Source organism: Massilia sp. Root351 (assembly GCF_001425045.1).
Taxonomy (GTDB): Bacteria; Pseudomonadota; Gammaproteobacteria; order Burkholderiales; family Burkholderiaceae_D; genus Rugamonas.
On sequence record NZ_LMDJ01000001.1, the window covers coordinates 1,122,154 to 1,135,173 of the forward strand.

Consider the following 13,020-nt stretch of genomic DNA (forward strand, 5'->3'; position numbering starts at 1 on the left):
TAACCCAAGAGACGAGACGTGAAGCTGAAAAAAATTGCATTGATAACCATGCTGGCGCAGGCCGTGCTCTACCCGGGCGCCCAGGCCGCCGCGCTGAGCGAGGCGGCCACCGCCACCGCCCGTTACGCAGTTGAAACCTATCCGCAACAGATGACCGCCGCGCTGGCCGCCATGGTCAGCTACAACACCGTGGCGGATCCGGCTTACACGGCCGACAAGAACCCGCAGCACATCGCCTTCAAGCAGATGCTGAAAGAGGAGGCCGCGCGCCTGGGCCTGGACTACAAAGACCATGGCTACGTCGTGGTAATCGGCCTGGGGGAGAGTGCTGACCGGGTCGGCATCATCACGCACGGCGACGTGCAGCCGGTGAATCCGGCCAAGTGGGCCAAGTCACCCTTCGAGCTGGACAGCACCAGCGAGCCGGGCCGCCTGATCGCGCGCGGCTCGGAAGACGACAAGGGTCCGATTGCCACTGCCATGTATGCGATGAAGGCCATCCAGGACCAGAAGGTGGCATTGAAAAAGCGCCTGGAACTGTACGTGTACATGGCCGAGGAATCGGACTGGGCGCCGCTCGAGGCTTTCCTGAAAGACCACACGCCGCCTCAGATGAACATCACGCTGGACGCCGAGTATCCGGTGGTGACGGCCGAGAAAGGCTGGGGCGCGGTGAAAGTGACCATGCCCGCCCAGCCTGCCCCGGCCGCGGCGGACAGCAAAGGCCCGCTGCTGAGCGAGTTTGCGGGCGGCTTCTTCGGCAGCCAGATTCCGGAAGACGCCAGCGCCGTGATCGCCAACGCGACGCCGGCGCTGGAAAAACGGATACGCGCGCGCGCCGCCGCGCAGAAGGGCATGCGCTACCAGTACGCCTGGCAGGGGCGCGCGCTGAAAATCACCGCGCTCGGGCTGTCGGCGCACTCGTCCAAACCGGAAGACGGCGTCAACGCCATCAGCATGCTGGCCGACGCACTCAAGGTGCAGCCATGGAAAGCCACCGCCGCCGCCGGCATGGTGACCATGCTCAACGACCTGGTCGGCACCGGCATCCACGGCGAGCGCTTCGGCAAGGTGGCCTACCGCGACGACTTCATGGGACCGATGACGGTGGCGCCCACCGTGCTCAAGCAAAAGGATGGCGGCATCGAGCTGAACATCAATATCCGCCGCCCGAAAGGCAAGCCCGGCCCCCAGCTGCAAGCGGAGTTCCAGCAGGCCTTCGACCAGTGGAAGCGCACCCATGCGCCGCAGGCCGCCATCGCCATGCAGATCGGCGAGCCGTGGGTGCAGGCGGATGCGCCGCAGTTGCCGGTGCTGCTGGACGTGTTCTCGCACTACACCGGCATCCAGAACGCCAAGCCGATCTCGATCGGCGGCGGCACCAACTCGCGCCTGTTCCCGAAAGCCGTGGCCTTCGGGCCGGCCATGCCGGGCACGGCCTATACCGGCCACTCCGAGCATGAGTTCATTACCACCAAACAGTTGCTGTTGAACCTGCAGATGTACACCGCTGTGCTGGTCGAACTGGCACGTTGATGCAAGCTTGATATCGGCGCGGCGCACTTTTGTTGGTGCGCCGCGTTTTTTTTGCTCAGTCCGCCCCATTGTGTATTCCCACGCGGAAAAATAAGCCTTACTATCAATCGCAATAAGGCCTACTTTCACGCCGCTTCTTAGCTAAATCTCATCCTTTTCACTCACCATTAGGGATGCCGGATCGTCAACGATCCCGGCAGGGGACTCTGCATGCCACGTATATCATTGTCAGTTTGTGCATTGCTGTTTGCTGTTTGCCAGCTTGTTTGCCAGCCAGCCGTTAGCGCCGAGATGGAAATGAGCGCGCACGCGCAGCCGGCCGGCGCCATTGCCGCTGCCATGGAAGCGGCGGCGCCGCGCCGCGGCGCGCTGTTCAAGGTGCAGCACGACGGCCGCACCAGCTATCTGTTCGGCACGGTACACGCAGGCAAGCAGGCCTTCTTCCCGCTGGAACCGCAAGTGACGCGTGCGCTGGCCGATTCGAATGCGCTGGTGCTGGAACTGGACGTGCGTGCCAGCGAACCGTTCCAGGAGGCCCTGGCCGCGCACGGCCGCTATCCGAAGGGCGATTCCATCCGCAATCACCTGTCGCGTGAAACGCTGGCCCTGCTGCAGCAGGCGCTGGCCCGTGCCGGCATGTCGCTGGACAACCTGGAACAATACCGGCCGTGGCTGCTGGCGAACCTGCTGATCGGCGCCGAGATGGAACGGCACGGCTATATGCGCAGCCAGGGCGTGGAGCAGTTCCTGCTCAAGGAAGCCGCGCAGCACAGCAAGCCGCTGCGCGAACTGGAAAGTGCGGATTATCAATTGGGCCTGTTCGCCTCCATGAATGACGCGCAGCAGGAAACCTATCTGCGTGAGAACCTGGCTGAACTGGCCAGCGGCGTTGCGCTGAAAAAGACCGCCAGCCTGATCGATGCCTGGAGCAAGGCGGATGCGCCAGGCATGAACGAGGCCTTGCAATCCATGATACGCGGCGACAGCGTGTCCGCCGCCTTCATGGACCGTACGCTGCTGGGCAAGCGCAATCCCGAGATGGCGGCCTCGATCGAGAACATCATGAAGGCCGACCAGACGGCGTTCGTCGGTGTCGGCTTGCTGCACCTGCTGGGCGCGCAGGGCGTGCCCGAACTGCTGCGCCAGCGCGGCTACCAAGTGGAACAGATTTACTGATCCACTTACTGCGAGTCGCGCGAGATCATGCCGTTGGCATAGCGCACGCGGTCACCGCTCTTGTAGCTGGGCATGCTTTCTGCCAGCACGGTCTGGGTGGTGCCGTCGTCCATGCGCACGGTAACGCGGTAGATCTTGTCGCTGGGGGAGCCCATGCTGCCGCCGGCCGCCGCCGCACCGGCGGACAGTCCCATTGACGCGGCATCCTGCCGCGTGATCTGGTCTATGGTCTGGACCACGCCGCTGCCTGGAGTGCCGGCCTGCGCCATGCTGGCGGCGCTGCGCGCGTCGGGCGACGCCGTGGCAGGAGCCGCCTGGCCCACAGTGCTGGCGGTACTCCCGGTACCGGCGTCCATGCTGCTGGTGCTGCTGCCCCTGCTGGCTGTGCTGCCGCCATTGTCCATCGAGGTGCTGCGGTCCGAGGCGCAGCCGGCCAGCGCAAGCAGTGCGCAGGCCAGTAAAGTGTTTTTTATCTTCATGATGATCTCCGTTATGCGAGCATCCGCTCGAATAGTTTGGAGTTCCGATGATGCCATTCGTTTCCCCTGAAGCGCGCACCCTTGACGCATATCAAACGATTACCTGAAATGCTTGGCCATAATTGCGTGTCAGAAATCTATAGGGGGGGCTATGTTCCAGCGCAGGACCGACAAGGTAATTGAAGATTTGATCGCAGCTACCTGCGGGCTGCAGCCGGGGATGCGCCAGCGCCATGCGTACGCGCAGGCGCTGCTGGGACTGGTGCGCCTGGCGAAAGCCGAGCAGTTGCTGGAAATGCGGCTGGACGCGGAGCGGGCCAGCGGCAGCCTGGCCTGCGCCAGCCGCAAGCGGCAGACCCGCGCCATTCTGCGCAAGATAGGAATGGATGTGCGGCACCGCCAGCGCGAGCTGGAGTTCGGCCAGCACGGCCCGGAAGGCAAGAGCAGTCCGGGCTAGGCCGCCACCTTGTTGCGGTTCCACAGCAGCCACATGATGCTGGCCGTGACGAGGGCGGCGGCGGTGTCCACCGCCCAGTCCGCAACCGCGCCGTGACGGTAGGGCAGCAAGCTCTGTACCAGCTCATCGAGCGCGCCCATCGCCATGATGGTCAGCACCGATTTGATGGCGCGCCGCGCCGCGCTGCCGGTGCCGCCGGTAAACAGCAAAAAAGTCAGGCCGGCATAGGCGCAGGAATGCAGCACCACGCCGGGCGCGACCGAGCCGATGTCGCTGCGGGCGCCGGGAATGGAGCCGAGCACCAGTATCATCAGGTAGAGGACCAGTGCGGCGCGGTAGCGCAAGTTGGCGTGGGCGGATGTGAGGACGACTTGCTGAAGTAGGGAAAGCATGGTGCAAGGATAACATGCGGCAAAAAAAATGCCCGCTGGTTAAAGCGGGCCGTAAAACCCATATCCGGGTCAAGAGAGCAGAGAATTCGGGTGGTGCGCACTGGGCGCACCGTTCTGTTGCCACGCATATCGGTTGCATGTGCAGCAGATGAAACAAGTTTATACGCCCCATATGACGCCAGCGTGACATTTCTCAAGAGGGCGCAAACAAATTCCGGGCAAAAAAAAGCCCGCTGGTGAAAGCGGGCTTAAAACTATTATCTTGGAGGAGAATAGTGGAGACAGGTGCAATTATGCTGCGGCACAGCATATATGTCTAATTTTCGTTTTGGATATCAGGCATAAGTTTTTTATATAACTGTCCCGCTTATTCCTTGACCGGTACCGTGTAGTTCAAGGCCAGGCGGCCGCCGTCGACGAACAGCGTCTGGCCCGTCATGTAGGTGGCGTCGTCGCTGGCCAGGAAGGCGGCGATGGAAGCGACTTCCTCGGGTTCGCCGCAGCGGCCCATCGGCGTGCGCGACAGGATGGTGTGGCGCGCTTCCGGGCTGCCCAGTACGGCTTTCTTGGCCAGCTCGGTGAGGATGGTGCCGGGGCCGATGCCGTTTACGCGGATGCCGTGCTGGGCCAGGTTCAGCGCCATCACCTTGGTCAGCTGGTTGATACCGCCCTTGGACACCACGTACGGCACCTGGTCCGGTATCGCCAGTTCGGAGTTGACGCTGGACATATTGATGATGCAGCCGCTGTGCTGCCTGACCATCTGGCGCGCCACGGCCTGGCTGCACAGGAACATGGATTTGAGGTTGATGCGCATCACCCGGTCGAAATCGTCCTCGGTCAGGTCGAGGAAGTCGGCCTTGTGGGTCACGCCGGCATTGTTGATCAGGATGTCGATGCGGCCGAACACGGCCATGGTTTCGGCCACCAGCGCATCGACGTCGGCTTTCTGGCTCACGTCGGCAGTGTAGAAACGGGCTTGGTCGCCCAGCGCCTCGGCCGCTTGCGCGCCTTCCGGCTTGATGTCCACCAGCATCACTTTGGCGCCCTCGGCGATCAGCCGCTGGGCGCAGGCGAGACCGATGCCTTGTGTGGCGCCGGTGACAATGGCTACTTTTTGGGATAGTTTCATGGTGTGGTTCCTGGGGTTGATCGATGGGGCGAATTTTACTTCACGCTATAATGCCGGGTTTGCATTTCAATCGGAGGGGTGGTCGTGAATTTCATTAACAAGCTCAATGCCGCATGGACGGCCAACGACTCCCTGCTGTGCGTCGGCCTCGATCCAGACATGGGCAAGCTGCCGGCCCAGTTCCAGCAAGACCCGAACGGCATCTTCAACTTCTGCAAAGAGATCATCGACGCGACGGCCGACCTGGCCTGCTCGTTCAAGCCGCAGATCGCCTATTTCGCCGCGCTGAGCGCCGAGCGCCAGTTGGAAGCCATCTGTGCCTACGCGCGCCAGCACTACCCGCACATCCCGCTGATCCTCGATTCCAAGCGCGGCGACATCGGCGCCACCGCGCGCCAGTATGCGCGCGAAGCCTACGACCGCTACGGTGCGGACGCGGTGACGGTCAGCCCCTACATGGGTTCGGATTCGGTGGAGCCGTACATGGAATGGGCCGACCGCGGCGTCATCGTCCTGTGCCGCACCTCGAACGCGGGCGGTTCGGACCTGCAGTTCTTGAACGTGGACGGCAAACCGCTGTACCAGCACGTGGCGCGCCTGGTGGCGGAGAAGTGGAACGCCAACGGCCAGTGCGCGCTGGTGGTGGGCGCCACCTTCCCAGAGGAGCTGGCGCAGGTGCGCGCCATCATCGGCGACATGCCGCTGCTGGTGCCGGGCGTTGGCGCGCAGGGCGGCGACGTGGCCGCGACCGTGACGGCCGGCCGCACCGCGAACGGCACCGGCATGATGATCAATTCCTCGCGCGCCATCCTGTACGCCGCGCAGCAGCCCGGCGAGGACTTCGCCATGGCCGCGCGCCGCGTGGCGCAGGAAACCCGCGACGCGATCAACGCCCACCGCGCGGGCTGAGCACCGGCGGCTTACGGCGCCAGCCGCCTGGCCCGCCGGCGCCGCCAGCGCCCCTAGTAGCGCTGCGGCGCCACCATCTCCGCGTAGTCGTACAGCGCGCCGAGAATCTGCTCGCCGCGCTCGTCGGCGGTTTCGGACAGCTGGTCGATCTCGCCGAACAACTGCTCCACCGTCCTGGCCCCGGCGGCGCCGTCGAACAGGCGCGCGGCGCGGTGCGCTTCCCAGTGCTCGGCTTCCTGCTCGCTCAAGGTCTGCGGGAAGTTGCGCGCGCGGTAGCGGAACACCAGTTCGCCCAGGCGTGCGTCGTCGAACGGCGGCGTCATCATGGCCAGCTTGGCCGGCGTTTCCTTGCGCATTGCATCGAGCAGGCGGCGGTCGTCCTTGCCGACGAAGCCACCGTACAAATCCTCGTCCACATCGGTTTCCTCGGCCGCGCCGGGACGGTGGTAGACCTGGGCCCACAGCGCACCCAGGTCGGGCCCGGCCGCGGCCGTCTGCGCGTGGCGCCTGGCTTGTTCCACGTCGATGCCCCAGCGCGCCGCCATCGCCGGCGACAGCGTCTTCAGGTTGGACACCAGCATGGGCGACTTGTTCAGGTGCACGCTCTTGATCGGCAGCCGCGTCACGCCTTCCGGCAGTTCGCTGCTGCGCGTAAACATGCGCATGCGCACCGTGTCCGCGTCCAGGCCATACAGCTCGCTCGGGTCGTAAGCGCAGTCCCAGACGATGACTTCGTTCTTGTTGGTGGGATGCGTGCCCAGCGGCCATACCAGCCCGATACAGCCGCGCTCAGCCGGGAACATGCCGGACACATGCAGGAAAGGCTGGCGCAGGTGCGGCAGCAAATGCATGCCGATCTCGTCGGCCACGCGGTCCTTCTTGTGCAGGGCGAAACAGAAGTCCCACAGTTTGGGCTGCTTTTGCTTGATCAGGCGTGCCAGGCCGATGGTGGCGCGCACGTCGGACAGCGCGTCGTGCGCGGACTCGTGCAGCAGGCCGTTGGCTGCCGCCAGGTGCTCCAGGCGGAAGCTGGGCTTGCCGTCTTCGCGCAGCGGCCATTCTATGCCTTCCGGGCGCAGCGCGTACGTCATGCGCACCACGTCCAGCAAGTCCCAGCGGCCGCACTGGTTCTGCCATTCGCGGGCATAGGGATCGATCAGGTTGCGCCAGAACAGGAAGCGCGTCACCTCGTCATCGAAGCGGATGGTGTTGTAGCCCACGCCCACCGTGCCGGGCTGGGAAAACGCCTGCTCGACGGTGGCGGCGAACTTGTGCTCGGGCACACCCCATTCCAGGCATTGCTGCGGGGTAATGCCGGTGATCAGGCAGGACTGCGGATCGGGCAGGAAGTCGGGCGCCGGCTGGCAGTACAGCATGATAGGCTCGCCTATCTCGTTCAGGTCGGCATCGGTGCGGATCGCGGCAAACTGGGCCGGCCGGTCGCGGCGCGGCTGCGCGCCGAAGGTTTCATAGTCATGCCAAAGGAAAGTTTGCTGGCTCATGGATTCGTTCTATCGGTGGGAGGTATGGCTGCAGTTGGGCTACAGTTCGCCGTTTTCTGGCCGATATGATAAAGGGAATGGCGTAAACAAGGAGAGCGATTATGGTAAATCCGACTTCACTGAAGCCCGGCGGGGCGGTTGCCGCGCCGCTGGCCAGGGCAGACGCCACCGATTCCGCGCCGCCGGCCCGGGTGCAGGCGCGGCAGCAGCTCAACACTTCCATCATGGAAGCGTCGATGTCGGTGGCCATCAAGTCCGGCAACGAACCGCTGGCGCTGCTCTACAAATCGGCGCTGACCGGCATCAACGAGGCGCTGGCGCCGGACTTCGGCCCGGACGCAATCCAGAAGGCGGCCGGACAGGACAATACGCCGGAAGGGACGGCGGGCCGCATCGTATCGCTCAGCACGGCGTTCTTCGACGCCTTCAAGGCGCAGAACAAGGGACTGGACGACGAAGCGGTCCTGCAGAAGTTCATGGACACCATCCAGGGCGGCGTCGACCAGGGTTTCAAGGAGGCGCGCGGGATACTGGAAGGGCTGCAGGTGCTGCAGGGCGATATCGCCGGCAATATCGACAAGACCTACGAGCTGGTGAAGCAGGGCTTGCAGCAGTTTGCCGACAGCAAGCGGGCGCCGGCCCCGGCGGACGACGGCGCGAACGCCTAGGAGAACAGCGTTTCCTGCACCGCCACCTGGTTGCGGCCGCCGTCCTTGGCGCGGTACAGCGCGGCGTCGGCGGTGGCGATCAGGCCATGGTCGTCCTGGCCCGGCAGCAGGCTGGCCACGCCCAGCGATGCGGTCAGGTGCGGCAGCGGCAAGCGCATGTCGCGGAACACCACAGCCTGGCGAATGCGCTCGCACAGGCGCTCGGCCACCACCACGGCCACCTTGTCGCTGGTGTCCGGCAGCAGCACCATCATTTCCTCACCGCCATAGCGCACCGCGCAATCGGACGGCCGCAAGGCGCCGCTCAGCACTTGCGCCGCCGCGCGCAGCGCCTGGTCGCCGGCCAGGTGGCCATGGCTGTCGTTGAACAGCTTGAAATGGTCCAGGTCGATCATGATCAGCGACAGCGGTTTGCCGGCGCCGTGCGCGCTGGCCACCATTTCCGGCAGCAGGTCATTCAGCCAGGCCCGGTTGTACAGGCCGGTGAGCCCGTCTATCATCGACATCTGGCGGTAGAACTCGCCCAGTTTCTGGCGCCGGCGCAACTGCGCGTTGGCGGCGCGGATGCGGAAGGACAGCAGGCGCAGCAGGTTGCGCGCCACGCCGTTCGATTCGTCGATCAGCCGCCACACGATTTCGGCCTCCACCACCAGCAGCTCGCTGGTCTCCAGCGCCGTCATGGCCGACAGGTTGGCTTCCTCGTCCAGCACCGACTGCTCACCCACGCTCTCGCCCGGCAGCACCTTGCTGACGGTGCCGTCGGCCATGCCGGTGCGGGTGTCGGCGCTTACGGACAGGGCGCCGCTGAGCACGATATACAGCCGCGCGCGGCTGCTGTCGGTGACCGATTCGCCTTGCTGCAGTTGCACCACGGGGCAGTGCGCCAGCGAGCGCGCCGCCAGCGCGGCGTCGGAATCGCGGAACAACTGCAAGTCGTCGATCCGGTAGCCGGACTCGCTAAAGGTGGTGATCTGCTTCAAGATTAGTTCCGAAAAAAAGAATGAATACTGTGAGGCAATCATAGCGCAAACCGCGCGCGTGGCTACACTGCGCGGCCGCCTTGTGTTTCAATACTGCGACGAACCACAACACGATAAAGCAATGATGTATACCGACGCCCTGGGACAGCCGCATCCCGCCGATCCCGACGCCCGCATCGTTTCGCTGGTGCCCTCCATCACCGAACTGCTGTGCGAGCTGGGACTGGCCGGACAGCTGGTGGGCCGTACCGGATTCTGCATCCACCCGGCGGAAACGGTGCGCGCGATTGCCAAGGTGGGCGGCACCAAGGACGTCAACCTGGGCAAGATCCGCGCGCTGGCGCCGACCCATGTGATAGTCAATATTGACGAAAACGAAAAGCCCACCGCCGACGCGCTGGCCGAATTCGTGCCGCACGTGGTGGTGACCCATCCGCTGGCGCCGCGCGACAACCTGGCGCTGGCGCGCCTGATGGGCGGCATCTTCTGCGCGCAGGCAAAAGCGGAAGCCTGGTGCGCCGCCTTCGAGGCCGAGTATGCGGCGCTGCAGGCCATGCGGCAAGCCGGCCCGGCGCCCGCGCAGACCGTGCTGTACTGCATCTGGCAAGATCCCTGGATGAGTATTTCCAGCGACACCTATATCGCGCGCATGCTGGCAGAGATTGGCTGGCAGGTGCCGCAATTGGACAGCGGGCGCTATCCGCGTTTCGACTGGACGCCGCAGCTGCTGGCGCAGATCGACCAGGTGCTGCTGTCGTCCGAGCCCTACCGTTTCACGGAGGCGCACGTGGACGCGCTGGAACGCCAGATCGGCAAACCGGTGCAATTGGTGGATGGGGAAATGCTGTCCTGGTATGGCAGCCGCGCGTTGCAGGGGCTGGCCTACCTGCGCCGGCTGGCGCAGCGCTAGTGCCTGGTACAGGCGGCTAGCTGCTGGCGGGCCGGCGGCCTATGGTGGATTTATTCGGTGGTTTCTTCGTCGGCTGCTTCCGACACCGCTTTCGACAGCGGCACGTTGCGCTTGTCGTACAGGCGGCCCAGGGCGCTGTCGATGGCGCGCTTCAGCTTGTCGGCCGCGCCGTTGATGGCCTGGTGCAGGGTGGCGGCGTGGTCGCTGACGGCAATCGGCTGATAGCCGGTGATGCGCGCTTCCATAAGGCAACGATTGTCGCCGTCAGCCGATTTCTGGCTGTTGTTGTCGCTCAGGTGGACTTCGACTCGGGTGATGTGTTCGGCAAAGCGGCTGATGGCTGCGGTGACGACGGTTTGGACATGGTCATTCAGGCCAGCATGACGTTCGATGGTCTTATCGGTGTTGACATTGATTTGCATACACTGCTCCCGTTTGTTCATCAAAGCGTACCCGGTTCAGGGGGGACGCGATTCCATCTTACTCCTTTTGTTGCGGCTTGCCAGTTATTGAAGCTTAGCGTTTGCTTAAGCTGCCTTCGACCGCACTGCGCGCTCGGCGTGCGGAAAGCGGTCCATGCGCGACAGCACCGGGAACAGCACGCTCCACAGCCCGGTGACGGCCAGCGTGGCCATGCCGCCGAACACCACCGCGCGCGTCAGGCCGAACCAGCCGGCGGTGACGCCGGATTCGAACTCGCCCAGCTCGTTGGAGGCGCCGATGAACACTGAGTTGACGGCGCTGACGCGGCCGCGGATCTCGTCCGGCGTTTCGTACTGCACCAGCAGGTGCCGCACGTAGACGCTGATCATGTCGCCGGCGCCCATCAGGAGCAGCGCCAGCAGTGCCAGGATGAAACTGGTGGTCGAGCCCAGCAGCACGGTGCAGGCGCCGAACAGCGCCACGCCGCCGAACATCCACAGGCCGACGCGGCGCGTGATGGGGAAGAAGGCCAGCGCCACCGAGCACAGCGCGGCGCCCACGCCGGGCGCGGTGCGCAGCAAGCCCAGGCCGCTCGGCCCCACGTGCAGCACGTCTGCAGCCAGCGCCGGCAGCAGCGCGGTGGCGCCGCCGAACAGCACCGCGAACAGGTCCAGCGACATGGCGCCCAGCACGACCGGGCGCGACATCACGAAGCGCAAGCCCTCCAGCACGCTGTGCCAGCTGGCCGGTTCCTTGCTCACGGCCTGCGGCGCGGTCTTGGTCATGCACATCAGCGCCACCGACACCACCAGCAGCGCGGACGCGGCCAGGAAGACCGTCGTGGCGCCGTAGAAATACAGCAGGCCGCCCAGCGTGGGGCCGAGGATGACGGCGATGTGGAAGGTGGAGGAGCTGAGCGCCACTGCCTTGCTGAAATCCTCCGGCGGCACCATGTTGACCAGCACCGCCTGGGTGGCCGGCATCATGAAGGCGCGCGCGCTGCCGAACAGGGTCAGGATCAGGAACACCGGCCAGACGATGCCCAGGCCGGTCAACGTAAAGCCCAGCAGCAGCAGGCCGCACAGCAGCTGTGCGGCCAGGCAGAAGGCAATGATGTTGCGGCGGTTGTAGCGGTCGGCCACGTGGCCGGCAGGCAGGATCAGCAGCAGGAAGGGGGCGAACTGCGCCAGGCCGATCAGGCCCAGGTCGTACAGGTTGCCGGTCAGGGCATAGACGTGCCAGCCGATGGCCACATGCTGCATCTGCACCGCCAGGGTGCCGAGCACGCGGGCCGACAGGTAAAAAGCGAAATTGCGGTGCTTGAGGACGGCGAAACCGTTGCTGGAAGAGGACATGGGGACAATGACAGGCTGGCTTAGCCCGTCATTGTGCCTGATGTCAGACAACTGCGCTTGCGGCGGGCCGGACCTTTACTTGGCCAGGTCGGCTTCGCTGGTGAAGGCGTCGGCGTAGAACTCGGTGTCCGGCAGGCCGCACTGCGCCACGAAGTCCCGCTTGGCGCTCTCGACCATGATGGGCGCGCCGCAGGAGTACACCTGGTAGCCGGACAGGTCGGGCAGGTCGGCCATCACGGCCTGGTGCACGAAGCCGGTGCGGCCGCTCCAGTTGTCCTGCGCTTCGGCGTTCGACACCACCGGCACGTAGCTGAAATTGGGCAGCTTGGCGGCCCACTCGCGGCACAGCGCGTCCATGTACAAGTCCTGCGGGCGGCGGCCGCCCCAGTACAAGGTCATGGCGCGCGTGGAGCCGGTGTGCACCAGGTGCTCGACGATGGCCTTGATCGGCGCGAAGCCGGTGCCCGAAGCCAGCAGCACCATTGGCTTGTCGCTGTCGTCGCGCACGAAGAAGGTGCCCAGCGGGCCTTCGAAGCGCAGGATGTCGCGTTCCTTCATGGTGGAGAACACCTGGTCGGTAAACAGGCCGCCCGGCATGTGGCGGATGTGCAGCGTGAGCGGGCCGTTGTCCGGCGCGGTGGCGATGCTGTAGCTGCGGCGCTTGCCGTCGCGCAGCAGGAATTCGATGTACTGGCCGGCGCGGTACTGCAGCGTTTCATTGGCCGGCAGCTGCAGCGAAATCACCACCACGTCCGGCGCCGCTTTCTCGATGGCGGACACGCGCGACGGCATTTTCTTGATCGGGAAGTCGCCGCTGCCGGCCACTTCGCGCGCCTCGATCACCAGATCGGCGTGCGGCATGGCGCAGCAGAACAGCGACATGCCGGCCGCTTCCTCTTCCGGCGTCAGCGCGCGGGCCTGGTGCGGCTTATGCGTTACGCTGCCGGAAACGACCTTGCCCTTGCACGAGCTGCAGGCGCCGTTCTTGCAGCCGTACGGCAGCCCGACGCCGGCGCGCATGGCCGCCGCCAGGACGGTTTCGTCCTCGTCGCAGGAGAATTGGTGGCCGCTGGGCTGAACAGTAATCTGGAAAGTCATACA

Annotated in this window: 14 protein-coding genes; 6 read left to right on the forward strand and 8 right to left on the reverse strand. The window is 64.8% G+C overall.

What is annotated here, in order from left to right:
- The first annotated feature begins 18 nt into the window (after positions 1-18).
- Positions 19-1,536, forward strand: a complete 1,518-nt coding sequence (locus ASD15_RS04910; RefSeq protein WP_229418058.1) for a dipeptidase — start codon at positions 19-21, stop codon at positions 1,534-1,536.
- A gap of 297 nt (positions 1,537-1,833) precedes the next feature.
- Positions 1,834-2,712: a TraB/GumN family protein gene (locus ASD15_RS04915; RefSeq protein WP_229418059.1), complete on the forward strand. Its 879-nt coding sequence runs from the start codon at positions 1,834-1,836 to the stop codon at positions 2,710-2,712.
- Positions 2,713-2,717: 5 nt separating this feature from the next.
- Here the strand turns inward: ASD15_RS04915 and ASD15_RS04920 are convergent, their stop codons facing one another.
- Positions 2,718-3,191 carry a hypothetical protein gene (locus ASD15_RS04920; RefSeq protein ID WP_057153563.1) on the reverse strand — a complete coding sequence of 158 codons (474 nt, stop codon included), beginning with the start codon at positions 3,189-3,191 and terminating at the stop codon, positions 2,718-2,720.
- Positions 3,192-3,342: 151 nt separating this feature from the next.
- Between ASD15_RS04920 and ASD15_RS04925 the strand changes: the two genes are divergently transcribed.
- Positions 3,343-3,648, forward strand: a complete 306-nt coding sequence (locus ASD15_RS04925) for a hypothetical protein (RefSeq protein ID WP_057153564.1) — start codon at positions 3,343-3,345, stop codon at positions 3,646-3,648.
- On the opposite strand, the gene ASD15_RS04930 is transcribed toward ASD15_RS04925, so the two are convergent.
- Both ASD15_RS04930 and ASD15_RS04935 read right to left on the reverse strand, forming a co-directional pair.
- A complete protein-coding gene (locus ASD15_RS04930) occupies positions 3,645-4,040 on the reverse strand; it encodes a VanZ family protein (RefSeq protein ID WP_057153565.1) in 396 nt (131 codons plus the stop codon). The two genes, ASD15_RS04925 and ASD15_RS04930, sit on opposite strands and share 4 nt — an antisense overlap.
- 367 nt (positions 4,041-4,407) lie before the next feature.
- On the reverse strand, positions 4,408-5,172 hold the full coding sequence (locus ASD15_RS04935) for an SDR family NAD(P)-dependent oxidoreductase (RefSeq protein WP_057153566.1): 765 nt from the start codon (positions 5,170-5,172) through the stop codon (positions 4,408-4,410).
- An 84-nt stretch (positions 5,173-5,256) separates the two neighbouring features.
- On the opposite strand from ASD15_RS04935, the gene pyrF reads away from it, so the two are divergent.
- On the forward strand, positions 5,257-6,081 hold the full coding sequence (gene pyrF / locus ASD15_RS04940) for an orotidine-5'-phosphate decarboxylase (RefSeq protein ID WP_057153742.1): 825 nt from the start codon (positions 5,257-5,259) through the stop codon (positions 6,079-6,081).
- Between the two features lie 53 nt (positions 6,082-6,134).
- Here pyrF and sbcB read toward each other — a convergent pair whose 3' ends face one another.
- On the reverse strand, positions 6,135-7,583 hold the full coding sequence (sbcB, locus tag ASD15_RS04945; protein ID WP_057153567.1) for an exodeoxyribonuclease I: 1,449 nt from the start codon (positions 7,581-7,583) through the stop codon (positions 6,135-6,137).
- Positions 7,584-7,684: 101 nt separating this feature from the next.
- On the opposite strand from sbcB, the gene ASD15_RS04950 reads away from it, so the two are divergent.
- Positions 7,685-8,251, forward strand: coding sequence for a DUF5610 domain-containing protein (locus ASD15_RS04950; RefSeq protein WP_057153568.1), 567 nt, complete (start codon positions 7,685-7,687; stop codon positions 8,249-8,251).
- Here the strand turns inward: ASD15_RS04950 and ASD15_RS04955 are convergent.
- On the reverse strand, positions 8,248-9,231 hold the full coding sequence (locus ASD15_RS04955) for a GGDEF domain-containing protein (RefSeq protein ID WP_057153569.1): 984 nt from the start codon (positions 9,229-9,231) through the stop codon (positions 8,248-8,250). The two genes, ASD15_RS04950 and ASD15_RS04955, sit on opposite strands and share 4 nt — an antisense overlap.
- Positions 9,232-9,352: 121 nt before the next feature.
- On the opposite strand from ASD15_RS04955, the gene ASD15_RS04960 reads away from it, so the two are divergent.
- Positions 9,353-10,141, forward strand: a complete 789-nt coding sequence (locus tag ASD15_RS04960) for a helical backbone metal receptor (protein ID WP_057153570.1) — start codon at positions 9,353-9,355, stop codon at positions 10,139-10,141.
- Positions 10,142-10,191: 50 nt separating this feature from the next.
- Here ASD15_RS04960 and ASD15_RS04965 read toward each other — a convergent pair whose 3' ends face one another.
- From ASD15_RS04965 to ASD15_RS04975, 3 genes are all read right to left on the reverse strand, one after another.
- The gene (locus tag ASD15_RS04965) at positions 10,192-10,563 is read right to left on the reverse strand and encodes an HPF/RaiA family ribosome-associated protein (protein WP_057153571.1); all 372 of its coding nucleotides are present in this window, start codon (positions 10,561-10,563) and stop codon (positions 10,192-10,194) included.
- 105 nt (positions 10,564-10,668) lie between these two features.
- A complete protein-coding gene (locus ASD15_RS04970; protein ID WP_057153572.1) occupies positions 10,669-11,919 on the reverse strand; it encodes an MFS transporter in 1,251 nt (416 codons plus the stop codon).
- A 75-nt stretch (positions 11,920-11,994) separates the two neighbouring features.
- Positions 11,995-13,017, reverse strand: coding sequence for a CDP-6-deoxy-delta-3,4-glucoseen reductase (locus ASD15_RS04975; protein WP_057153573.1), 1,023 nt, complete (start codon positions 13,015-13,017; stop codon positions 11,995-11,997).
- Positions 13,018-13,020: the final 3 nt, after the last annotated feature.